Source organism: Paenibacillus sp. FSL K6-4396 (assembly GCF_038002525.1).
In the GTDB taxonomy this organism is placed as follows: Bacteria; Bacillota; Bacilli; order Paenibacillales; family Paenibacillaceae; genus Paenibacillus; species Paenibacillus amylolyticus_B.
In genome coordinates, this window is sequence record NZ_JBBOCR010000001.1 from 2,305,902 (window position 1) to 2,329,689 (window position 23,788).

A 23,788-nucleotide genomic window follows, 5' to 3' on the forward strand; every position below is an offset into this window, starting at 1 on the left:
TCGTTGCCATAATGCAATAGGTGAAACCCGAAATAAAACAAGAGTGTGGCAGTCAACGATAGAGTGTCGGATACAAGCGCATTTTTCACAAACATCATAGTGTAAATATGCTACAATATAAGGTAGGTTATGATGAAAGGCAGGAGGAACGTTTATGAGCCCGGATACGGAGCGAAACTCTCAATTGGCAAATGTAGATCAATTGTTGGAGGCCTTCTTCAGATATAAAAATAAAGTATTGGATCAGCAGCAGAAGACCGAAACCAACTGTAAACTGAATCCGACAAAAAGTCATATATTGGGCATGATTTTACGTGAAAAACGCTGCATGGCGGTTGATGTGGCCAGACAACTCAGTTTGTCTTCCGGCGCAACCACCATTGTACTGAATCAACTGGAGACGGAAGGGTTGATCCAGCGGGTGCGCAGTGAAGAAGATCGGAGAATTGTGTGGCTGTCCTTAACGGATGAAGGCGCACAGCTTGCCAAGACACTTAATGCGAATCGCGGCCGAATGACGTGGGAATTGTTGCAAGCACTTTCCGAAGAGGAGCAACAGCAGATGTTTGGCATGTTGAAGAAAATTGAACTGAAACTGCTGGAGAACATGAAGTCGTTTGAGCAGATCCACCGGTAGTCCATATATGACTTGATCCTTGAAGACGTCAGTCCTCATGAGTTCGTCCCTAATTGCGGAGGGGTGAGCCTTGAAGACTGGCGTTTTTGAGTTTGTTCATAAATGAAAGCGAACCACATGATCCGTCATGCCTTCTTGGATCAAAATTTCTTTTTGCTTGCTGCCCATCAGGTCAAAGTGGGGAAAGGGCTGCCGCCGATGAATGTATCGCGGGTCCAGCCCATGATCGTTGCACCAACGCTCGAGACGTTCCAGATCTGCACAGCCAACTTTGGTGACACCGGTGATGTCGGGGAATCGGTTGTCAATCCAGAAATGAGTGAGGTACGCAATCTCACCCCGAGCCACTTGTTCCTTCCACGCAGCAAGCTCTTGTCGTTTAATTCCAAATGCCATAGATGCAAGTTCCTTTCCGAAGGGTATTGTCCTTAGCATATTGTAACATCTTATATACAGGATCCATCAGAATTCTTCAATCTATATAAGTTAACTAAAGATTATTTACACTGACACTACGATGACAGAATAACCTTCCAATCGCTGTTATCCCCAGATTTTTTTGATTCCCTTTTCTAAAGGGGAAAATCCGGGGATAAAGGCGAACGCTTCGCTTTTTCAGGTTTTTTCTGTCCTCTCCGTTATCGTGTAAATGAATAGTTCAACTTATATAGACTAGTCTGAGAGCAGTTGAATGGGTATATGAATATGACAACATTTTTATAATAAAGGTTGGATTATGTTAAAATAAACCTATACAACAAAGGTTTCACCACTTCTATAGCGGAAAGGGATTGTCATCATGGAAATATTTATTGCCGTACTTGTGTTACTGGTCCTGATCGGTTTATCCAATATTTTAAACCGGTTTGTACCCTTTATTCCCATTCCGCTCATTCAAATCGTGCTTGGTGTAGCTATAGCTTTGCTTCCTGCAGGTGTTCACCTGCCGTTGAATCCGGAATTGTTCTTTGTACTGTTCATCGCACCTTTGTTATACAACGATGGTAAGCGAACGCCAAGGAATGAATTATGGAATCTGCGTGCACCGATACTTCTGCTTGCACTAGGGCTTGTATTCGTGACAGTAGTCGTGGCGGGATATGCCATTCACTGGCTGATTCCTTCGATTCCGTTACCTGCTGCTTTTGCTCTTGCAGCCATATTGTCCCCGACAGATGCAGTGGCCGTTGGCGCCATGGCAGGGCGAGTACATTTGCCCAAAGGCATACATAGACTTCTTGAAGGTGAAGCATTAATGAATGATGCATCCGGCCTGGTCGCCTTCAAATTCGCAATTGCAGCCACAGTTACAGGTGTATTTTCCCTGGCGAATGCAACTTTTAGTTTTATTCTGATTGCGATTGGCGGGCTTCTTGTCGGGGCCTTGTTATCTTTTCTGTTAATCAGGCTAGGGGTATGGATCCGTAGACTGGGCATGGAAGATGTGACAATTCACATGCTGCTGCAAATCCTGACGCCATTTATCATCTATCTGGTGAGTGAAGAAATTGGGGTATCAGGTATTCTTGCGGTAGTGGCAGGCGGTATTATCCACGCCATTGAGCGTGACCGTGCTGAATCGGTTCAGTTGAAAATGCAGGTGGTATCTGCGAGCACATGGTCAGTCATTTTATTTATACTAAATGGTCTGGTGTTTGTTATTCTGGGTGTACAGGTCCCGGATGTGTTGAGTACCATATTTGAAAATGTTTCGTTTAATAATCTGCAGGTGTTGGGATATGTAGGCTTGATCTCGGTGCTACTGCTGGTTCTGCGCTTTCTCTGGATCTATCTGTTCTGGCAAGGGAATGAATGGTTGCGTACCCAATCCTCTATAGGCAGTCCCAGATTCAAGGATATTACGATCATTTCCCTCTCTGGGGTGCGGGGGGCTGTAACATTGGCGGGTGCGTTCTCCATTCCTTATGTGCTTCAGGATGGATCACCTTTCCCTGAACGGGATCTGATTATTTTCCTCGCGGCAGGAGTTATCCTCTTCTCCCTGATTGCGGCAAGCGTGTTTCTTCCGGTTCTGGCCAAGGACGATGGGAAATCCACAGAAGAAACACCGCAGAAGTCAGAACGAAAGGCACATGACATTATGCTGAATGCGGCAATACGAGCTGTCAAATCCGAAATGAACGATGAGAACAAAGCTGCCGCTCTCGCGGTTGTCTCCGACTTGTCCAAGTACATCAGACAGGCCGCAGGTCAGCTTACCGCCGATAAACGCAAAGATATTCAGAAACAAGAAACGGCTATTAACCTGATTGCCACCCGTGCGGAACGTAAAGAAGTTGAAGTAATGTTGGACGAAAATGCAATTGCTTCTGATGCGGCCTTCAAATGTGACAGCTGGTTGGATCGCAAGGAAATGATGCTGGCGAATCGCGCAAACACTCAGTTCATGACTTCGATCAGCGAGATCGGGCGTGTGTTAGGACATCTGTTCACCAACCGGTCCCAGAAGCCGAATCAACCATTCATGCTAGAAAATGCAGAACTGTTCCGTCAGGTGAAGTTACGTACCTCTGAATCGGCAATTAAGGCCATTCGTGCCCATATGAATGATGGGAATCGAGTCGTCGCACTGTCGGTCATTGCCAAGTATGAGCGTGTAATTGCCAAATTGCGCACCTGGAACCAGGGTAAAACGGAAGATCCGTTTAATCAGGAGAAATTGGAGTTGCAGATGGTGGCCATTCAGGAACAGCGTAATACGGTTCAACAGCTGTATGAAAACGGCGAAATCACCCGTGATGTGGCTGCGAAACTTCGTCGGTTTATTAACGACGTTGAAGCGACTGCGCTGAAAAACACCTAATCCGATAAATCCGATATTTTAAATATGCTAAACGGTTTGATATAATATGGACAAGAAAGACATCACAACTAAATTGTACTTATTCGATCAGTGAAGGAGAGATGAGACATGGCAGAACAACAAATTCGGTTGGGTAAAACGGATCTGGTCGTGAATCCCATTGGACTGGGTGCGAATGCAGTAGGCGGACATAATATCTATCCGGACATGCTGAATGATGAGACGGGTAAGGAAGTGGTTCGTACAGCTTTGAAACAAGGTATTAACTTTGTGGATACGGCATACATCTATGGACCTGAGCATTCCGAACGACTGATCGGCGAAGTATTGAAGGAAACCGGTCAGCGGCAGAATATCATCATTGCGACCAAGGCAGCTCATAAATTGGTGGATGGCAAGATTGTCATGGATAACTCACCTGCTTTTCTGAAAACAGCCGTGGATGAGGCGTTGAAACGTCTGCAAACCGATTACATTGATCTGTTCTACATCCACTTTCCGGATGAACATACGCCTAAGGATGAAGCGGTAGATGCGTTAAAACAATTAAAAGACGCTGGTAAAATCCGCGCCATTGGCGTATCTAATTTCTCCATTGATCAGTTGCGTGAAGCCAACAAGGACGGGCATGTAGACGTACTGCAATCTGAATATAATCTGTTCAAAAGAGATGCGGAGAAAGAGCTGTTGCCGTATACGGCTGAGCATAACATTTCTTTTGTGCCCTATTTCCCACTGGCTGCGGGACTGCTGGGCGGTAAATATAATCGCAATACAACCTTTCAGGATGGACGGGCGAAGAACCCGCTGTTTACAGGTGAAGCTTTCATTGAAAATTTGGATAAAGTTGAGCAACTGCGCAGCATGGCACAATCCAAGGATGTTGAGGTCGCTCATCTGGTTCTGGCCTGGTACCTGACACAGCCTTCCATTGATGCATTGATTCCGGGTGCCAAACGACCGGAACAGGTCATTAACAATATGCAAACATTAAATGTGGAATTAACTGCTGAGGAAATTGCAGTCGTGGATCAGATCTTTCGTTAATGAGTTCGGGTGAATCGGGAAATGCTAACAGGGAGTTTACGTATGAAGACAAAGTGAGGACACCACATGAACCTGAAGGCAGCCCGAGTCATCGGAATGTTCACGCTAATTATTTTGCTGGGTAGCAGTTCTGCCTATGCGAAGCCTGTACAGAAGAACCGTCAGTATTATGAGGAACGAGGAGAGATAGTGTGGGAAGTTCCCACACAGGATAAACTCATCGCCCTTACCTTTGATGATGGACCAGATCCGATTCAGACTCCGCAGATTCTGGCTTTGCTTCAGCAGTATCATGCCAAAGGAACTTTTTTTGTACTTGGCAAATGGGCAGATAAATTTCCTGAACTGATTAAGCAGGAACAGCTCGAAGGGCATGAAATCGCCAACCATACGTATGCGCATACGTATGCAGTTCGATCAACACGTGCGGACAAGTACATGAATGATATGAACGAAGCAGAAAGTTCCATTATTAAAGCTGGTGCGGAGCGTCCCCTGTTGTTCAGGCCACCGGGCGGCTATTACAATGACATGGTCATCCAGGCTGCCAAACAAAAAGGGTATACCATTGTACTCTGGTCTTGGCATCAGGATACACGGGACTGGGCTTCTCCAGGTGTATCGGCTATCGTTAACAAAGTGTTGAAGAATGCACGTAATGGGGATATTGTACTCTTCCATGATAAGGTGGAAGGCAAGTCCCATACGGTAGCTGCACTCAAAACAATCCTGCCGAAGTTACAGCAGCAGGGGTACCAATTCGTTACGGTGTCTGAGCTGCTTGCTGTGAAGGCACGCGAAGCCGCGAAGGATGGAACTTCGCCTTCGTCTATTTTAAAGCATGTGCAGCCCTGAACATGGTAATCCAATTAGAAACCGAAGGTCTCAGTTGAAGAGACCTTCGGTTTCTTTATCTTGGTCTTCATATCAAACATGGAATCAGGCGTAGGAGGTTATTGCCGTGTCCCTTTTGTTTTGAAACCAAAACGTCTACAATAGATGGAGCTTTGTGTTTAAGGGTTATATAGTATACAAGATATGAATTACGACATAGAGGAGAGTGAACGTATTGAATGGACAACAACGTGTAAATATTAAGCCAGGTCTGGAAGTGGACATTGTGCTGAAGCAGGATCAAGCTACAGGTAAGCTGACACGTGGTATTGTAAAGGATCTGTTAACCAAGTCACCTACGCATCCACACGGAATCAAAGTACGACTGACGAGTGGTCAAGTGGGACGTGTGAAACAGGTCATTACAGGAGGCTCGAACTAACTGTGGCCCAAAATGGGGAGATGAGTACTACCGCAGAAGTAATGGCACATCTGGCTTCGGGCAATACACGTCAGCAGGACGCCTATTATGTGTTACAGAGTAGTGGATTGCTCGAAATATTAGCTGACTATCATCCGTATCCAGCAGGAACGGTACCAATTGATATTGATATTCCGGGCAGTGATCTGGATCTGCTGTGTTATGCAGAGGATCTGGATGTGTTTGAAGCCGAGATGTACAATCGAATCGGAGCCGTTGCTGAATTTCAATGTGTACGTGGTGGGGATCTTCCAGACCAACGTCCTTATGTGACTTGTCATTTGCAAGTGGGACATTGGCCTGTGGAGATTTTTGCCCAATCCGTGCCGGTTAATAGGCAGAATGCATACCTACATATGATTGTGGAGTGGAGATTGTTACAACTTTGGGGAGACGCGGGGCACCGTGAGATCCGCAGACTGAAACAGGCAGGGTGGAAGACGGAGCCTGCATTTGCTTCTGTACTTGGATTACAGGGAGATCCATATGTGGACATGCTGCATCTGGCCGAGATGAAGCGAGAAGATCTCTGGAACTGGGCGCGTTTACGAACGTTTTTTTGAACGGATTAGCATTTAACCTTTGGTCAGATCAGAAAGATGGCTACAATTGTTGTTACCGTAAGTCCCAGCAGTACAGGCTTCAGGTTGCGTCTTGCAAGTTCAAAAGGATTGACTCCGCAGATTGCAGCAGCAGGAATCAATGCCCATGGAATCAAGGTTCCGCCACCTACCCATATAGCTGCAACCTGACCGAGTGCTGTCAGCACAGGTGCGGAATCTGCCGATCCTGCAAACATGGACGCAATCGAGCCAACCAGGGATATCCCCGAGAACCCCGAACCATCCATTCCGGTAACTGCTCCGGTCACCGTCATTGTAATGGCGCCCACCGTATCATTCAATGGCACTAGACCAGCAAGTGCGACCCCTAGATCATTCACGATCCCGTGTGAACCTTCAGGAAGAGGGTTGATGAACAACTCCGTAATCGCAGCATCTCCCAGATAAAAAAATGCGGCTATGGGAATAACCGGTCCAAACACCTTGAAACCAAACTGAAATCCTTCTATTAAATAGTTGGTCGTTTCCTCTGGTCCCGCATGTCGATGTGCGGCAAGGGTAACGGCAATCAGTATAACGACAGCAGTTCCGCCAATCAGAGCTGTTGCATCGCCGCCTTGCAATTTCAATACAAACATCAGAATCACATCAACTGCGAATAACAGAGGAATAAGCAGAGCGAACGCCTTTTGCAAACGGGGTGACATGACTTGACGTTGAACAGGCTGATCAGTGGGCAGGGAGGTGGACACAGCTTCTGATGAGGAAGAAGGTTCCGTGCTCAGGGTACCTGATATAGCGTTTGGGGAATGAACAGGTGAGCCTGATTTCATCTCTTTGCGCAGTATCCAGAAGGCTGTAAGTGTAGATACGGTGCCCATGACAATGACCAGAGGTATGCTGGCCGTCATGACGGAAGTAACGGGTATACCCGCCGCATCAGCTGTAAGTTTGGGAGCCCCCTGAATAATGTAATCTCCAGACAGTGCAATCCCATGTCCGAACAGGTTCATGGCAATAGCAGCTCCAATCGGAGGAAGACCTACACGCACGGCTACAGGAAGCAGTACTGCACCGACGAGTGCTACGGCCGGGGATGGCCAGAAAAATAGCGATACGACCATCATGATCAATCCAATACCCCAATACGCGACCTGAGGAGAACGGATAAACCGGGTGACAGGTGTTACCATGACCTCATTAATGCCTGTTCTGATCAGAACACGGCTCATTGCCACAATAATCGAGATGATGAAGATCGTACTCAACAATTCTTTTGTTGCATAGATAAAACTGCTGAAGATCCCAGCAACTGACCCGCTTAAGGTTTCGGTTGCCAGAAGTCCAATGGTCATAATACCCGCGACACAGATGATGGTGGTGTCCCTGCGCCGGATCATTACAGCAATAATCAAGACGATAAATGCCAGATAGACATAGTGTAACGCAGTGAGTTGAATATTCATCGAACAGGCCTCCCTACATCCTGGTGACTAACCCGAGGAGTGATATATCGTATGCATGTCAAGATCGGGCGTTCGTGGAGTCCGGGGCTTGCCGCAGCATTTATTTTTAGGGAGAAGCTTCAGAGTAATAAATGAAGGATTTATTTTACAACTGGAGAATTTATTACAACATGAAACTTGTTACTCTTGAAATTGGAGCGGATGAAAGTCACCAGAATTGATATGTGAAGGTCACGTGACCCCATAGACAATGGCAAGCAGGGGTGATTACAATAAACATGCCATCATAAGGAAGAAAATAGAAAAACTATGTTGAACTAAAAGGGCGGGAATCCATAATCCATGAATTTTATCCGTTCACTTCGTTTTAAATTTATAGTGGGTCTTACATTGATCATGCTGCCATTATTCATGCTGCTTTATTACAACAACGTCTACGCGATGAAAGTTGTACGTGACAAAGTATCCCTCACCAATATGAATCATCTCGCCAAGAGTGTGGAGCAGAATGAACGTGTATTACAGGAGACAAATCGGTATTTATATAGTCTGGGTGAGCGGGATCCGGATATTATCTCTCTGTTTTTTCTGAAATACGGCAGCGGTGATTATATCATTGCAAAGCAACGGATTATGAACAAATTCATGACAGATATCGGTTTTTATAATCTAATCGATTCTTTTTTTCTATATGATGCCGTGAATGATGATCTGCTGCTCGCCACTTCAGGCAATTATGATGTCAAAAAGTCGGTTGTGCAGGAGAGTATGCCAGTCCAGATGCAGCAATTGGAAGGGGATATCCAGAAGCCGGAATGGAGCATCGTGCGTGGCGGGACGTGGAATGCGCTGGTGAAAACGGTGCGAATCAACCAGCAGTTCTATGCAGGTGCACTTGTTGATATGAATGCACTGAATCATACACAACAATTCACTGAATCCGGAGATCGGGGAGGCGCAGTCATTGTTGGAACAGACGGTGGGGCACTATCGGATTCCACATTAAATACTGCACAGATTCAGCTGGCTGCAGCGCATCTTCCCGGCCTGAAGAATCCGTATCAGGTTATCTCTGAAGTTGTGAACAAGGGAGAAGCACGTCAATATTTGATGCTGGGTATTGCCTCGGCCATGTCCGAGATGAATTATATCGTGCTGCTGCCTGAGGAAGACATGATGCGTAACCTCCCGTTTTTCCAGCAGATCATTCGTCTGCTTCCCATTGGTGCGGCAGTAATTCTGGTTACTGCACTGATCTTTTTGCGGCATCTGTTATTCCGCCCGATGAATGCGTTAATCCGAGGCATGAGAAGGGTGAGCCGTGGAGATCTCGATGTGAAGCTGGACCCGCCATCTTCCTCGGAACTTGAATTTATGACACGAAGTTTCAATCAAATGACCAGTGAGATCAGGCATCTGAAGATTGATGTGTATGAGGAACAGCTGCGGACGCGGGAGGCAGAGTTCAAACAACTGCAGATGCAGATCAATCCTCACTTTTACCTGAATTCGCTCAATATTATTCATAGTCTGGCTTCCTTGCAAAAGCATGAGTTGGTGCAGCAGATGGCTGGTCATCTGGCCGATTATTTTCGATTCAGTCTGCGTGCAGGCAAACGTGTTATTCGTCTGGATGAAGAGCTCGAGCACATTCGTCATTACTTAGAAATTCAAAAGCTGAGGTTTCCAAGCAGATTCGATTTTGAACTGGATGTCGAACCGAATCTGGGACATTATTTGATTCCGCCATTAACCATTCAGCCTTTTGTAGAGAATGCCATTATTCATGGATTTCAGCGCCGGACACAAGCATTTGTCATTCGGATCGTGGCGCGCCTCGGTGAGAAGTCGTCCGGTCAGATCGATGGGACGGTGCTTCAACTGATGATTGTGGACAATGGTGTCGGATTTGAAGAGGAGTTGTTGGGGCGTCTGCAACATGGTCAATACGCTGAAGACCCGAGTGGACAGCATATCGGTATATGGAACGTGGCTCATCGGCTTTTAGTAAAGTATGGTGATCAGGCCAGTTTGCAGTTTGGCAATGAGGTGGATCATGGCGCCAAAGTCATCATTGATTTACCCGCTCAGACCGAAGAGGAAGAAGGGGGAGCCTATGCGGAACCTGTTGATCGTGGATGATGAAGTGTATGCATTACAAGCAATGGTGGAAGGAGTCGATTGGCAAGCAGCAGGTATTGACCAGGTATACAGTGCTGGTGATGCCGAAGAGGCAAGAAAGATTTTAAGGGCAGATGCTATCGATATCATGATCTGTGATATCGAGATGCCCGGTGAAACAGGGCTTGACCTGCAAAGCTGGGTGTTGAAACATGATCCAGGCATACTGACCATTTTCCTGACAGGGCATGCTTTATTCGATTATGCTCAGACAGCCATTAAGCTAAACAGCTTTGATTATGTGTTGAAGCCGGCTCCAGCTGATCAATTGATTAAGGTAGTAACTCAGGCAGTGGAAAAGATCAAGGATGGAGAGCAGCGTACCCGTACCAACGAAGTTTATGAGACCGTATACAAACGCTGGAAAACCCATAAACCGCTGCTGACGGAACGCTTTTGGAAAGATGCCATCTCTCAGCGTATCACGTTAACCGAACAACGGTTGCAAGAGCTCGCAGAACTGTATGGTGCCGAGATTGATCCGCAGGCTCGTGTGTTACCCATTGTGATCTCAGTAGAGGAATGGGTGCGTGATTTTGATTTGCGTGACGAAGAGGTATTGGAATATGCCCTTCGTAATGCAGCCAAAGAGATGTTACTTGGCGACAAACCCGGTGAGGTGTTTCAGGATCAAAGTGGATTAAATATTGTGCTTGCTTATGAGCAAGATGGCATCATTCCGAGTGCGAGCGAAGTGGCACAACGTTGTCAGGGGTATATTCAGGAATGTGGTACGTATTTCTACTGTCGGTTGTCCTGTTATGTTGGTGCCCCGGTTGCTGTAACTGAGCTGCAAGGCATGTTAAATGAACTGATGGATATGGAACGTCGCAATATTAAGGAGCTTGAAGAAGTTTTTGTCTATGATGAGCGGGGAAGAGATCAGGAAGATCGCTTTTTGCCTATTCCATGGTTTTCGGAATTATCCATTCTTTTTGAGACGGGTAAAGTAGGGGATTTGCGAGAACGTGTGGATGAGATTTTTGAGTTGCTTGCTGCCCAGGAGAGATTGTCTCCTGAAATGCTGCATCTCTACTATCATGCCATGCTGCATGTGGTCTATCCGCTGCTTCATCAGAAAAACGTATCAATACGCAGTCTATATCCGGGTGAACGGGAGCCGGAAGAGGGTATGGTGACAAGGTCGTTGCCGCAGTTGAAGCAATGGACGTCTGATCTGATTGATCGTGTTATCCCGGTGTTGTACCCGGACGATCATAGCCCCATGACCATTGTGGATCAGTTGTGTGTTTATATTGAAACTCATATTGGTGAAGAACTTATGCGAGAGGAACTTGCAGCTTTTGCCGGATTCAATCCTGCTTATCTATCCCGTCTGTTTCGGAAAGAGAAGGGCATGTCCCTATCTGAGTTTATCCTGCAGGGCAGAGTAGCCAGAGCGAAGACATTGCTGTCCCAGTCCACCGTCAAAGTGACGGATATCGCTGGCAAGGTGGGGTACTATAATTACTCGCATTTCACCAAAATGTTCAAAAAGTGCACGGGTATAACGCCACAGGAGTTTCGAAAACAGTCACGTACCGTATAGTTCAGGGCGCAGCATGCTGCGTCTTTTGTTTTTTTTGGTACTAAAGTCATAATTTGATAAGTCAACAGGTCACCACAGCAGATAGAGGTCTTACTCGCCCCGCCGTATACTTGAACCACAGGAGCCGCAACGGAGCTTCATCCTGAGGAAGAATTCAAGAGGAGTGAGGGAGAACAAGTTATGAAGACACAACCCCAGGCGGGTAAGGGAGTACGGATATCGGAAATACCGGGAGAAACAGTCCGAAAGCGCAAGTCTGTGTGGCACAATCTTGGCAAATTCAAGGTGCTGTATCTCATGTTCTTGCCAGGTGTCCTGTTTCTGCTGGTGAACAACTATATGCCGATGTTCGGCGTTCTGATCGCATTCAAAAATGTAAACTATGCTGATGGTATTTGGGGTAGCCCATGGAGTGGATGGGACAATTTTAAATATTTGTTCTCCACCAGTGATGCATGGGAAATTACCCGAAATACACTCGCGTATAACACGGTGTTCATTGCACTAAATCTCTTAGTAGGTGTCGGGCTTGCTATTCTGCTCAATGAAGTGAAGAACAAGGCAATGTCCAAGTTATATCAATCACTTATGCTATTACCGTATTTCCTGTCCATGATTGTGGTCAGTTATCTGGTACTGGCTTTCCTGGGCAAGGATTCAGGCTTCATGAACTCAACGATTCTGCAGATGTTCGGTGGTCAGCCGATCGACTGGTATTCAGAGCCGAAGTATTGGCCGTATATTTTGCCACTGGTGAACACATGGAAGAATATTGGATATTATGCCGTCATTTATCTGGCAGCTGTCGTAGGTATCGATGAAGAATATTATGAAGCAGCTGTGCTTGATGGTGCAACCAAATGGCATCAGATACGCTTCATTACCATTCCGTTTCTCGTCCCATTAATCGTCATTATGACGTTATTGCAAATTGGCCGTATATTTTATGCAGACTTCAGTCTGTTCTATCAGGTTCCATTGGAATCGGGAGCGCTGTTCCCTGTAACGAATGTACTGGATACCTACGTATATCGTACGTTCCTTATCGGTGGAGATATCGGGATGTCATCAGCAGCCGGTCTATACCAAGCAATCGTTGGATTTGTGCTGGTTCTTGTATCCAATACCATCGTAAGGCGAATAGATAAAGATAATGCATTATTTTGAGAGGAGGCAAGTCAGCTGTGAAATCACGTGATCCACTAGCCGTATCGAAGCGTTCCGCATCCGTTATTCATGCGATGTTTCTATTCTATGCCATTGCCTGTATCGTGCCGATCCTGCTTGTCTTCGCCATCTCATTTTCGGACGAGACAACTGTAATTGCCAATGGATATAAGCTTATTCCAGAGAAATTCAGCCTGACGGCTTATGAGTTTCTGTTCAGAGATATGGATCAGATCATTCACTCGTATGGTATATCCTTTATCGTTACCGTTGTAGGTACCATTACGAGTGTTGCGCTGACCGCATTGTATGCGTATCCGCTCTCACGGAGAGATCTGCCTTACCGGGGCTGGTTCGCCTTTTTCATCTTCTTCACAATGTTGTTCAATGGGGGTCTGGTACCTTGGTACCTGGTCTATGTCAACGTATTGGATCTGAAAAACTCCCTACTGGCACTCATTATGCCGCTACTGCTATCCCCATTCTTTGTACTGGTCATGCGTACATTCTTTGCGAACTCCATTCCGGTGTCTATTCTGGAATCGGCTCGGATTGATGGTGCGGGAGAATTGAGAACGTTTGCACGTATCGTGCTTCCGCTCTCTCTTCCCGTAATGGCAACCGTCGCGTTGTTCAGTACATTGAATTACTGGAATGACTGGTACCTTAGCATGATTTTTATATCAGATAACCGGACGATCAGCCTTCAGTACCTTATGTACCGGACGCTGCTCGATATTCAATATTTAACAACCAACTCCAACGTCTCTTCACAGATTTCGTCGCAGGGTGGATTGCTCAATCTGCCTAACAAAACTCTGCAAATGGCGATGGCTGTGGTCGGTATTGGTCCAATTGTACTGGCATATCCGTTCTTCCAGCGTTATTTCATCAAAGGTCTTACGGTTGGCGCTGTGAAGGGATAACTCTGAACCGGTTAGCGGAGTGGGCAAGGTAAATGAAGATGGACTGAAAGGGCATATACAGAAGTAGTTATCGGTTTAATTGTGAATTGGGGAATTCGGTTGTATGGTTCAACACATGACAGGAGGGGTTCAATTGGTTAGATCATTAAAGGTATGGTCACGCATGATGGCAACGGTTATGGCGCTGAGCCTGGTGCTGGCTGCTTGCTCATCAGACAAGGGTGGAACAACAACACCTGGCGCAGAAGGCGGAGGAGCAAGTGAAGGTGGGGGCAAACCCTATGAAGTGACACTGTTCTACCCAGGGACACCACAGAAGGATGTCGCTCTGGTGGAAGCCGAGATTAACAAAAAGATGGAACCGAAGATCGGAGCCACGCTTAAGATCAATGCGATTGACTGGGGGCAATGGGATAACAAGCTGAATCTCATGATTTCTTCAGGTGAAAAATCAGACATTATCTTCACAGCAGCTTGGCAGAACTACACGGTGAATGTAGCTAAAGGGGCATTCTTGCCCTTGAATGAACTGCTTGATGCACATGGTCAGGATATTAAGAAAAACCTGGACCCTGCCTTTCTGGAAGGTTCCCAGGTAGACGGCGTGAATTACGGCGTTCCTACGAATAAGGAACTTGCTGCCACACGTGGTGTGTTGGTACGTAAAGATCTGGCTGACAAGTATAAGCTGGACCTGACAGCTGTAAAGACATGGGCTGATCTGGAGCCACTTCTCAAAACAATCAAGGAAAACGAGCCAGCTATCACACCATTCTATATGTCCAACACCAATGGTAACGGGCTGTTGGAGAATCTGGATTGGGATTATCTCGGTGATGCTTCCGTACCTGGAGTCATCTCCAAAACAGCAGGCGGAACAACGGTGCTGAATGAAGTGGAGACCCCTGAATTCAAAGAAGCGGCCGAACTCGCCCGCAAATGGTATCAAGCAGGATATATCAATAGTGATGCTGCTACGTCCAATGTGTTCCCGAAAGACCAGGCGAAGGCTGGAAAAGCGTTTCTCTGGACCGATGGCATGAAGCCAGGCAAGGATAAAGAAGAAGAAGGGTATGTGGGTTTCCCACTGACTCAGATTGAGATGACACAGCCGACAATCACGACGGGTGATGCGTCTGGAGCGATGCTTGCAATCTCCCGTTCTTCCGAACAACCGGAGAAAGCGATGCAGGTGATTAACCTGCTGCATTCCGACAAGGAAATTAACAACTTGCTGAACTTCGGAATTGAAGGTACTCATTATGTGAAAAAAGACGGACAGGATAATATCATTGCTCTCCCTGATGGCGTAGATGCCAACAGTCGTACCTATAACCCTGGTGCCCAATGGCAGCTTGGTAACCAGTTCCTGAACTTCCTCTGGGATAATGAAGATCCACAGAAATGGGAGAAGTTCAAAGAGTTTAACGCCAAAGGTGTGAAGTCGCCAGCACTGGGCTTTACATTCAACAGCCAATCTGTCAAAAATGAAATTGCGGCGGTCAACAACGTGAACAAACAGTTCAAGCCGGGTATGACATCGGGCGCCGTTGATCCAAATGAGATGATTCCGAAATATCTGGAGAAATTGAAAGCAGCGGGAATTGATAAAATTATTGCAGCCAAACAGGAACAACTTGATGCATTCCTTGCCAAAAGTAAATAATCATTAGCTATGATCGAGGGACTTGTGATCTGCAAGCTCTTGTCGATGGCAAATATGGAGGACGTTTTCGGTGAACAACCGAAGACGTTCTTTTTATTGTTGTTTTTTGATTTGGATTGTTAATCATAAATAGGAAAAATATGATATAATAAGGTGGTTGATTAGGGGGTGTTCGTGTGTCGAGAACCAGACTTGTGTTCTCAGGGGCTTTATTGCTATTTGCTATCATCTTTACATTTAACCATCATCTTGGTTTTTCTGTTGGGGATACCATGCTGTCAGCAATAGGTATATCACCGTATACTACGTCTTATTTAAGTGGTGTACATATCACACTTTTCCTAGGATTGGGGATCTTCGCTTGCGGCTTCTACCTTACACGCAAAGAAATCGGGAAATCATTCCCCGGTCTTGCAAAAGGGTTATGGATCTTAGTTATCGCTATCGTTTTCAGTTACTCGTACATGACGGATAAATTCATGTATGTAGCCAAGTGGGGAGCTACAGGCATTAATGCGGTATCCTATGTACAGAATGCAAGCTCTTGTACCTTTAACGTGCTAAAAACGGGTGAGACCCGAGCAACCTGTGACCTGACACTCAAAAATTACGGCAGAGATTCCGTATCCGCCGTGTTATTGCCTGATCTCGCACGCAGTTATAAGTTTAAGGACGATCCACTATTGGAAGCTTTGCAGTCTGTCCAATTAAGGCCCGTACATGTTGAGATTGAACGTCATGGAACGTTTACAGGTAAGTTGGAGTTTTATGGGAAAGCGGAATCCCCTCTGTTCGTCAATGGGAAACTTATGGATATTGTGCTGGATGTAGGCGTGGATGGAGCGAATACGGTATTTGATTACGATATTCCATAGTTGATATTTTTATAGAAAAAAAGAATAATTACATAAACAGAAGTGGAATAAGGTTTGATTCGAATAGAAAGATTAAAGATATATACTGAAATTAGATAGAGAGCTGGCTAATCGCTGGCTCTTTTTGTGCGTGGAAGTTGCATTTAGTGCAGAAATATTGGTTTTATCTCCTTCCCCCTTGAATTGGTAACGCTTACGCTAGATAATGAATTGGTTTGTCTCAAAAAAATAGTTTGTCTTTAGCGCTTACATCATTACAATTAATGTCACGACAAATTAAGACAAGGTGAGATGAAAAGATGTCATATCGGACAAACCTGTTTTCCAAAATGGTCATTCTTATTCTGATTATGCTGATTCCTGTAGTGCTTTTGTACTGGTACTCCAATCACAAAACAACAGCTGTTCTCAGAGATGAGTTAAATCGATCGAATAGTAACCAGCTTGAATTTTTCCAAAATCAAGTGAACACACACATCGAACTGTTATCCTCATGGCCGAATCTGCTCATACATGATCCTGATATTGCCAGCTTCAAGCGAATCTATGCGGACAGTAACTACTTTGATCTGGATGCGATCAACCTGGTCAAACGTATTCAGAATAAGCTGAGTATTCAGGAAAGCTCATCCAATTGGGCCACGAAATTATATCTGTATTCTCCTTCGCTTGGCAGGGTGGTTTCCGAAAGGGACGCACGTTCTTACGATAAAGAAGCGCTAAGGGAAAATATCAGTTCCGGCTGGGATGTACGCAAAATTCAGGATGGGGAAGATGATCGGTTCATGTTTAGCTGGATTACGGTATCTCCATACGGTATTAAAGACCCGGCTAATAATGCGGAAACGATTATTAAACTGGAGTTTGACAGTGATAACATTCGGGATATGCTGGATAAATTCAAGGACGATGGCAGGCATGATCCCTTCTATTTCCGTGAAGAATCGGGTGTTATCTATAACCGGACGTCAGATCGTTCATTAACGAATCAGTTGATGGAAGAACTCTCCATCCATAAACTTCAGGACGTTGATAATCGTACAGTGGTGATCGGGAACGAGCCTTACATGGTCAACACGGTGAAATCCAGTACAACAGGCTGGTATTTGGTGGACTATATGCCGCTATCAGATATTCTGAAGCCCATTCATCAATCCAATATGCTGTTCTATTCTTCCATGATTTGTTTGTTGTTAATGAGTTTTGGTGTGGCGTATTTGTTCTATGTTCAGGTGCAGGTACCAGTGAAACAACTCATTCGCGGGTTCCAGCGGTTGAAGCAGGAAGATTATTCCGTGAGGATTAAGCCAAAGGGCCGCAATGAATTCAGTTTCCTGTCCGAACGTTTCAACTTGATGGTGGAGCAGATCCAGCAGTTATTTGAACACGTTTACTTGGAACAGATTCATGTGCGTGAAGCCCGGTTGAAGCAGCTGCAATCGCAGATTAACCCGCACTTTTTCTATAATTGTTTCTCCTTCATTACAAGTATGGCGAAACTCAAGCGTATGGACGCTGTTGTAGCAATGTCGCATAATCTATCGCGATATTATCGCTATACAACAAGACAGGAGCGGGACGTGGTACCGCTGACAGAAGAGATTGAATTTGTCAGCTGTTATCTGGAGATCCAACGGATGCGTATGGACCGGATTCATTACAAGATTGATCTGTCTGATGAGATGTTAAGACAGGAGGTACCGCCACTCATCGTGCAACCATTGGTGGAGAATGCAGTGATTCACGGCATCGAAGCGGACGCGGAAGCAGGAGAAATAAGAGTATCCGGGGAAAAACAGGGCGGTGTCATGGTTCTTGTGGTAGAGGATGATGGGCAAGGCATGACGCAGGAGGCACGTGAGGCGCTTCTGAGTAAGCTCAGGGGAACGATGGATCAGGAGATGGGCTGTGGCCTGTGGAATGTGAATCAGCGACTCCAGCTTCGATATGGGGAGCAGGCTGGGCTTGATATAACGGAATCGGAACTTGGCGGGTTACGCGTTACACTGTCATGGCCTGCCGAGCAGGAGTTTCTTCTGGAGAATGAAGGATAAGCACTTGGAATGTGTAGCGCATGATGCACGATGGAATCCATTTGCAGAATGAACGAAATAGGGAGTGAATCACTTGATTGATATATTGCTGGTAGATGATGAGACATACGTAACAGAAAGTCTGGAACTTACGATCCCCTGGGGAGAGCTTGGAGTAACGACCGTGCTGCGTGCCGCATCCGGTAAGGAAGCGTTGGAGATTATGGAGGAAAATGCAGTAGATATCGTAGTTACCGATATTCGCATGCCTGGCATGTCAGGACTGGATCTCATTGCAGAGGTAAGCAAGCGTTGGTCTCATATCCGCTGTATTTTACTAACGGGTCACAGTGATTTTGATTATGCTAAAAAAGCCATTCAATTGCAGGCAGCGGATTATATCCTGAAACCCGTAAACGATGATGAGTTTATGGGATCGGTGTCGGCAGCCATCACGTCTCTTCGCGATGAGTGGGATGAATTTGATAAATATCACCGGCTTTTATACAGTCGGAAGTCTGACTATAAGATTTTACGAGAAAATCTTATGCATGATCTGCTGCTAGGACGTGAGATCACGGCGCGGGCGCTTCGGGAACAACTGCAACAATATGAGATTCATATTGATCCGGAACAATCGGCTGTGATGATGCTGATTCGCCTTACAGGACGCTTCTCATCAATGGACCAGCAGTCTCTGGATCTGATGGATTTTGCGGTAGGTAATATTGCAGAGGAAGTACTCGGAGAGCAATTTAACGTGTGGTTTGGTCGCGGACCCCATGAGTGTCTGGTTATGTTCTTGCAGAATCAAGATCAGATCGTAGCTCCGCAGATGGACTTGGAGACGTTGAGAATCTCAGCTGAAACTTTCCGTGAGCATGTCATTCGATATTTACAGGGAGATCTGTCCATGGTCGTTACACCGTCATTTCCCTTTAATGAGTTGACAGCAGCTTATCGAAAAAGTCTGGGTTCGCTTGTCCTTTCAGGACCGGAAGAACACAAGATTATATATATGGACATGGATCAGGCACTCAGCAAAAGACCAGAGAATGATGCGACGCAGGCTCTCGAAGAGCTGTACAAACCGCCTGTACTTCCTCAATTGCTTGAGACCAAGCAATGGGAAGCGGCAGCGCGTAAGCTGAACGCGGTCTTTGACGCGGCAGGACAGGTTCGATTGTCCAGAGAACATGTGTATGAGATGTATCTGTCGGTAACCAATGCATTTATGTATATCGCCCATAAACAGGGGCATCTGGTGCATGAGATTGATCATGCGGGATTCGATCTGCTCCTTGCTCATCAGTTGATTCAATCCCCCGAGAAGCTGCGGCGCTGGGCAACCGAGATGCTGGCGAAGCTTCAGGAAGAGTTGTCCGATCAGGAAGGTGTGCAGAGCCGCAGACATGTGATCAAGCAGGTTCAGGAGTTGGTTACAAGAGATACAGGACAGGATCTGTCAGTGAAGATGATTGCGGACAAGGTATATTTACACCCCGTATATCTATCGAAAATTTACAAGGCAGAGACAGGGGAAGGTCTTGGGGACTACATGATTCGTATGCGCATGGAACGTGCTCTGTATCTGCTTAAGAATAGCAATAAAAAAATATACGAGATTACGAGTGAACTTGGCTATCAAAATCCGCAATATTTCAGCAAAATGTTCAAAAAACATTATGGTATGACACCCAATGAATTTCGGGATCAGGCATAATTACAACAACATTCCAGAATATAGGTTGGCAAAGGTGCAGAAATCTTGATTTCGTATCATAGGCTCAAAGGCCTGGTCAGCCTATAATGAAAGGGTAACCAAAACGATTTAAGGGGGAACAACATGAGAGCGCAATCAACGAAAAAGAGATTCTTGACGCTTCTCGCTACAACGCTGAGTCTAACTGTCGTTCTTGCAGGATGTTCAGGAGGCAGTGGGGGCGGAGATAGTGCAACACCAAGTACATCTGGAACCCAAAACGAATACAAAGAAAAGTATGATCCGGAAGTAACCATTACAACAGCATGGGGAATTGACCCTGAGCTGAAGTTTAAAAATGGCGAATCCATGGAAAATAACGTGGCTACCAAGTGGGCCAAAGATCAATTCGGGATTAATATTAGCTCGCTCTGGTCTGTAACGGATACGAATGGCGCATTTGCAACCAAACTTCGCCTGGCGATGTCTTCTGGTCAAGATATGCCTGAAATTGTAACGGTGGGTGACAACTTGCTTGCTCAGGATCTGATTGATTCCGGCATGTATCAGGAAGTTGGTCCACTGTTCGACAAATATGCTTCAGACACATGGAAAAAAGCGATGGAGCAAGATCCTAACGTATGGAACCAATATAGCCGTGATGGTAAAAGAATGGGTATCCCTGTTCTGGACTATGCATACAACAATGATTACTTGCTCTGGATTCGTCAGGACTGGCTGGATAAGCTGAAGCTGGAAGCTCCAAAAACAATCGATGAGCTGGAAACCGTTATGGAAGCTTTCAAAAACAATAACCCGGACGGTTTGGCTCCTGAAAAAGTCACTCCGCTCAGCATTGGTTTCAAAACATCCATGAATACATGGATGGGAGACCCATCCTGGATTTTCGGAGCATATGGAACATTACCGTTCCAATGGAATCTGGCTGCGGATGGCAAGCTGGAGTATGGTTCCATCAATCCCGGTATGAAGCAAGGTTTGGTCAAATTGAGCGAATGGCTTAAAAAGGGGTATATCCCACAGGAAGCAGCGCTATGGGATGAGAACAAAACAGCAGAGCCCGCAGTTGCAGGAACCGCCGGCATTATCCCAGGTCCTTACTGGATGAGTGGATGGCCGTTGACTGACACAGTGAAGAATTCGCCTGGTGCCGTTTGGAAACCGATTGAAATTCCAACGGGTCCTGAAGGTAAAGCAATGCGTCATGGAACACAATTCGTAAACGGTGTTACGTTGATCAAAGCAGATATGGAACACCCTGAGGCGTTCTTCACGTATCAGAACTACCTGTTTGACAATTATGCTGATCCTGCACCGGGTAGCCCGTATGATAACGGTCTATTCGACGGATATGACTACCAGCTGGACGCGAACGGAAAACAGAAAAAGCCAGACGAAATTGATGGCGGATATGTCAATGTCGTACGTTACCTGTTAGTTCGTGATGGTGCACGTATTCCAGATGCACAGATGAAAGCATTGCTTAATTTGGCTGATGGCAAAGAGCCTGAAAGCAAGCTGGAAAAAGACGTGGCCGTAAACTATGGACCAGAAACTCCTGCAGCAGCGAAAGTGTTGCTGAGCCAAGAAGAAATTTCCTTCAAAAACATGTTCACAGGTCCAACAACACAGACGATGAAATCCAAGTTGGACTATTTGAATAAAATCGAGAATCAAGCATTTAACGAAATTATCTATGGCAAAAATCCGGCGGATGCGTTTGATACCTTTGTACAAACGTGGAAATCGGGTGGTGGTGACCAAATCACGCAAGAGGTTAACGAATGGTATGACAGTGTGAAAAAATAGTTACAAGCAGCGCTCAGACGACTAACGTCTGGGCGCTTTTTTTGTTTATTCAAGTTAAGGCAAAGTGGTTGAATTTGTGCCATTTATATTGCTTTTATGTGCTGTTTGGGCCCCATAAAAGGTTGATATAATCGCATTATAAGCCACTCAGGGAGTACTTGAGTAGGAAGAAATACAGGGGGAGCAATCATGAGAACTTTGAAACGCACTTGGCCATTCCACGTTATGCTGTTGCCAGCCATTATCTTTCTGATTATCTTCAGTTATGTGCCTATGGGCGGGATCATTATGGCATTCCAGAACTACAAGCCATGGCTTGGGATTAGCGGTTCTGAATGGGTTGGGCTGGACAATTTTAGATATCTGTTTGAACGTGAAGACAGCTTACAGGTCATCTGGAACACATTGATTATTGCTGTACTTAAACTGATTTTTAATTTATTTGTTCCATTTGTTTTTGCCATTCTTTTGAATGAGGTTCGCAAGATGGCTATACAGCGAACGATCCAAACACTTGTCTATTTACCTCACTTCTTGTCCTGGGTCATTCTGGGCGGGATTTTGATAGATCTGTTGTCAACAGGCGGCTTGGTTAACCGGGTTCTGGGAACCTTTGGACTCGGGCCATATTTCTTCCTTGGAGACAACAGTTGGTTCCGATCTACGGTCATTCTGACAGATGTGTGGAAAGAATTTGGCTATAACATGATTGTCTTTCTGGCTGCCCTTGCCGGAATTAATCCAGCATTGTACGAAGCAGCGGAAATTGACGGAGCAGGACGCTGGAAACAGACACTGCACATTACAATTCCTTCACTTGTGCCGATGCTGATGGTTGTAGGAACACTGGCACTTGGTAACGTACTGAATGCCGGATTTGACCAGATTTTCAACTTGTATAACCCGCTCGTATATCAAACGGGTGACATCATTGATACATTCGTATATCGTTCCGCAATGCAAAATGGTGAGATGGGCTTTGCAACGGCGATCGGATTATTCAAATCGGTTATTAGCATGATCTTGATTCTTGTATCTTACAGCTTAGCCAAAAAATACGCTGGATACCGCATATTCTAAACGAATGAACAGAGAAAGAAGGGACCACGATGTATCATAAATCATTGCCTTATCGCGTGTTTAATATAGTCAATACCTGCTTTCTGATTCTAATTGCCATCATGTGTATCATACCGATGGTTCATGTACTGGCGGTATCCTTTAGTACAAAGGCTGCTGCCGATGCAAATTTGGTCAATCTCTGGCCTGTAGGTTTCTCCCTTGAGGCATACAAAAAGACAATGAACAATCCAATTTTCTTGAACTCGCTCTGGATCTCACTGTTACGTACAGTGATTGGTACAGCTATCACCTTGCTGATTACGTTCCTGGCGGCGTATCCGTTGTCCAAAGAAAATAGTGAGTTCAAGGGCAGAACGATTTACTCCTGGATTTTTGTGTTTAGCATGATTTTCAATGGAGGGCTGGTTCCATTCTATATGGTTATCCAGAAGATCGGGTTGATGGATTCCTTCTGGGTACTTGTACTCCCGGGGGCGGTTAATACATTCCTTGTCATCCTGATGCTGAACTTCTTCCGTGGTATTCCAAAAGAGCTGGAGGAAGCAGCGCTGATGGATGGAGCTAACCATTTCAGAACATTGTTCAGTATCTTCCTTCCCATTTCGATGCCGTCCATTGCAACCATTGCATTGTTCAGTATGGTGTTCCACTGGAATTCCTGGTTTGATGGCCTGCTCTATATGAATAACGCCAAGGATTACCCACTTGCTACATTTATGCAAACAGTCATTATTGGACGTGACATGAGTAGCATGAGCATGAATCCCAAAGAGATGGAATCTCTCTCTCAAACTACGGTAAGGGCAGCTCAGATCTTCATCGGAAGTGCACCGATCTTGATTGTGTATCCTTTCCTGCAACGTTTCTTTGTCAAAGGTATGACGTTGGGCTCAGTTAAAGGCTGAGCCTGTACCCCAAATTAAT

At 45.6% G+C, this 23,788-nt stretch carries 19 protein-coding genes; 17 read left to right on the forward strand and 2 right to left on the reverse strand.

Going from position 1 to position 23,788, the window contains the following annotated elements:
• The first annotated feature begins 154 nt into the window (after positions 1 to 154).
• Positions 155 to 637, forward strand: coding sequence for a MarR family winged helix-turn-helix transcriptional regulator (locus MHB85_RS10505; protein ID WP_036609579.1), 483 nt, complete (start codon positions 155 to 157; stop codon positions 635 to 637).
• A gap of 96 nt (positions 638 to 733) precedes the next feature.
• Here MHB85_RS10505 and MHB85_RS10510 read toward each other — a convergent pair whose 3' ends face one another.
• Positions 734 to 1,033, reverse strand: coding sequence for a hypothetical protein (locus tag MHB85_RS10510; RefSeq protein WP_192132435.1), 300 nt, complete (start codon positions 1,031 to 1,033; stop codon positions 734 to 736).
• A gap of 403 nt (positions 1,034 to 1,436) precedes the next feature.
• Here MHB85_RS10510 and MHB85_RS10515 point away from each other — a divergent pair, with 403 nt between their 5' ends.
• The 5 genes from MHB85_RS10515 to MHB85_RS10535 all read left to right on the forward strand — a co-directional run bounded on the left by MHB85_RS10515 (position 1,437) and on the right by MHB85_RS10535 (position 6,386).
• Positions 1,437 to 3,461 carry a Na+/H+ antiporter gene (locus tag MHB85_RS10515; RefSeq protein WP_149846505.1) on the forward strand — a complete coding sequence of 675 codons (2,025 nt, stop codon included), beginning with the start codon at positions 1,437 to 1,439 and terminating at the stop codon, positions 3,459 to 3,461.
• Positions 3,462 to 3,569: 108 nt separating this feature from the next.
• Positions 3,570 to 4,508 carry an aldo/keto reductase gene (locus tag MHB85_RS10520; protein ID WP_149846506.1) on the forward strand — a complete coding sequence of 313 codons (939 nt, stop codon included), beginning with the start codon at positions 3,570 to 3,572 and terminating at the stop codon, positions 4,506 to 4,508.
• A 66-nt stretch (positions 4,509 to 4,574) separates the two neighbouring features.
• Positions 4,575 to 5,363 (forward strand): polysaccharide deacetylase family protein, encoded by a 789-nt coding sequence (locus MHB85_RS10525; RefSeq protein ID WP_105598146.1) that lies wholly within the window; start codon positions 4,575 to 4,577, stop codon positions 5,361 to 5,363.
• A 214-nt stretch (positions 5,364 to 5,577) separates the two neighbouring features.
• On the forward strand, positions 5,578 to 5,784 hold the full coding sequence (locus tag MHB85_RS10530; RefSeq protein ID WP_026081155.1) for a YwbE family protein: 207 nt from the start codon (positions 5,578 to 5,580) through the stop codon (positions 5,782 to 5,784).
• 2 nt (positions 5,785 to 5,786) lie between these two features.
• Complete coding sequence (locus MHB85_RS10535) at positions 5,787 to 6,386, forward strand: DUF4269 domain-containing protein (RefSeq protein ID WP_341072895.1); 600 nt, start codon at positions 5,787 to 5,789, stop codon at positions 6,384 to 6,386.
• 23 nt (positions 6,387 to 6,409) lie between these two features.
• Here the strand turns inward: MHB85_RS10535 and MHB85_RS10540 are convergent, their stop codons facing one another.
• The gene (locus tag MHB85_RS10540; protein WP_192132431.1) at positions 6,410 to 7,852 is read right to left on the reverse strand and encodes a hypothetical protein; all 1,443 of its coding nucleotides are present in this window, start codon (positions 7,850 to 7,852) and stop codon (positions 6,410 to 6,412) included.
• 342 nt (positions 7,853 to 8,194) lie between these two features.
• Here MHB85_RS10540 and MHB85_RS10545 point away from each other — a divergent pair, with 342 nt between their 5' ends.
• From MHB85_RS10545 to MHB85_RS10595, 11 genes are all read left to right on the forward strand, one after another.
• Positions 8,195 to 9,994 carry a sensor histidine kinase gene (locus MHB85_RS10545; protein WP_192132429.1) on the forward strand — a complete coding sequence of 600 codons (1,800 nt, stop codon included), beginning with the start codon at positions 8,195 to 8,197 and terminating at the stop codon, positions 9,992 to 9,994.
• Entirely contained in the window at positions 9,969 to 11,582 is a 1,614-nt protein-coding gene (locus MHB85_RS10550; RefSeq protein ID WP_192132427.1) for a response regulator transcription factor, read from the forward strand. The genes MHB85_RS10545 and MHB85_RS10550 overlap by 26 nt, the downstream gene beginning before the upstream one ends.
• 180 nt (positions 11,583 to 11,762) lie before the next feature.
• Positions 11,763 to 12,749 carry an ABC transporter permease gene (locus tag MHB85_RS10555; RefSeq protein ID WP_179198557.1) on the forward strand — a complete coding sequence of 329 codons (987 nt, stop codon included), beginning with the start codon at positions 11,763 to 11,765 and terminating at the stop codon, positions 12,747 to 12,749.
• Between the two features lie 17 nt (positions 12,750 to 12,766).
• Positions 12,767 to 13,675 (forward strand): carbohydrate ABC transporter permease, encoded by a 909-nt coding sequence (locus MHB85_RS10560; RefSeq protein WP_017689303.1) that lies wholly within the window; start codon positions 12,767 to 12,769, stop codon positions 13,673 to 13,675.
• A gap of 133 nt (positions 13,676 to 13,808) precedes the next feature.
• Positions 13,809 to 15,341 (forward strand): ABC transporter substrate-binding protein, encoded by a 1,533-nt coding sequence (locus MHB85_RS10565; RefSeq protein ID WP_192132425.1) that lies wholly within the window; start codon positions 13,809 to 13,811, stop codon positions 15,339 to 15,341.
• Positions 15,342 to 15,517: 176 nt separating this feature from the next.
• Complete coding sequence (locus MHB85_RS10570) at positions 15,518 to 16,216, forward strand: hypothetical protein (RefSeq protein ID WP_192132423.1); 699 nt, start codon at positions 15,518 to 15,520, stop codon at positions 16,214 to 16,216.
• A 299-nt stretch (positions 16,217 to 16,515) separates the two neighbouring features.
• Complete coding sequence (locus MHB85_RS10575) at positions 16,516 to 18,270, forward strand: sensor histidine kinase (protein WP_091017437.1); 1,755 nt, start codon at positions 16,516 to 16,518, stop codon at positions 18,268 to 18,270.
• A gap of 73 nt (positions 18,271 to 18,343) precedes the next feature.
• Positions 18,344 to 19,972 carry a response regulator gene (locus tag MHB85_RS10580; protein WP_192132421.1) on the forward strand — a complete coding sequence of 543 codons (1,629 nt, stop codon included), beginning with the start codon at positions 18,344 to 18,346 and terminating at the stop codon, positions 19,970 to 19,972.
• Between the two features lie 123 nt (positions 19,973 to 20,095).
• Positions 20,096 to 21,781, forward strand: a complete 1,686-nt coding sequence (locus tag MHB85_RS10585; protein ID WP_091017433.1) for an extracellular solute-binding protein — start codon at positions 20,096 to 20,098, stop codon at positions 21,779 to 21,781.
• Between the two features lie 189 nt (positions 21,782 to 21,970).
• On the forward strand, positions 21,971 to 22,861 hold the full coding sequence (locus MHB85_RS10590; RefSeq protein ID WP_074094500.1) for an ABC transporter permease: 891 nt from the start codon (positions 21,971 to 21,973) through the stop codon (positions 22,859 to 22,861).
• A 29-nt stretch (positions 22,862 to 22,890) separates the two neighbouring features.
• Positions 22,891 to 23,769: a carbohydrate ABC transporter permease gene (locus tag MHB85_RS10595; protein ID WP_091017431.1), complete on the forward strand. Its 879-nt coding sequence runs from the start codon at positions 22,891 to 22,893 to the stop codon at positions 23,767 to 23,769.
• Positions 23,770 to 23,788 lie beyond the last annotated feature (19 nt).

Bases quoted from the DNA above. Each gene is read 5' to 3' on its own strand.
- MHB85_RS10575 (WP_091017437.1), top strand. From the start codon at position 16,516: ATGTCATATCGGACAAACCTGTTTTCCAAAATGGTCATTCTTATTCTG.
- MHB85_RS10510 (WP_192132435.1), bottom strand. From the start codon at position 1,033: ATGGCATTTGGAATTAAACGACAAGAGCTTGCTGCGTGGAAGGAACAA.
- MHB85_RS10550 (WP_192132427.1), top strand. From the start codon at position 9,969: ATGCGGAACCTGTTGATCGTGGATGATGAAGTGTATGCATTACAAGCA.
- MHB85_RS10520 (WP_149846506.1), top strand. From the start codon at position 3,570: ATGGCAGAACAACAAATTCGGTTGGGTAAAACGGATCTGGTCGTGAAT.
- MHB85_RS10590 (WP_074094500.1), top strand. From the start codon at position 21,971: ATGAGAACTTTGAAACGCACTTGGCCATTCCACGTTATGCTGTTGCCA.
- MHB85_RS10555 (WP_179198557.1), top strand. From the start codon at position 11,763: ATGAAGACACAACCCCAGGCGGGTAAGGGAGTACGGATATCGGAAATA.
- MHB85_RS10505 (WP_036609579.1), top strand. From the start codon at position 155: ATGAGCCCGGATACGGAGCGAAACTCTCAATTGGCAAATGTAGATCAA.
- MHB85_RS10585 (WP_091017433.1), top strand. From the start codon at position 20,096: ATGAGAGCGCAATCAACGAAAAAGAGATTCTTGACGCTTCTCGCTACA.
- MHB85_RS10515 (WP_149846505.1), top strand. From the start codon at position 1,437: ATGGAAATATTTATTGCCGTACTTGTGTTACTGGTCCTGATCGGTTTA.
- MHB85_RS10545 (WP_192132429.1), top strand. From the start codon at position 8,195: ATGAATTTTATCCGTTCACTTCGTTTTAAATTTATAGTGGGTCTTACA.
- MHB85_RS10595 (WP_091017431.1), top strand. From the start codon at position 22,891: ATGTATCATAAATCATTGCCTTATCGCGTGTTTAATATAGTCAATACC.
- MHB85_RS10540 (WP_192132431.1), bottom strand. From the start codon at position 7,852: ATGAATATTCAACTCACTGCGTTACACTATGTCTATCTGGCATTTATC.
- MHB85_RS10525 (WP_105598146.1), top strand. From the start codon at position 4,575: ATGAACCTGAAGGCAGCCCGAGTCATCGGAATGTTCACGCTAATTATT.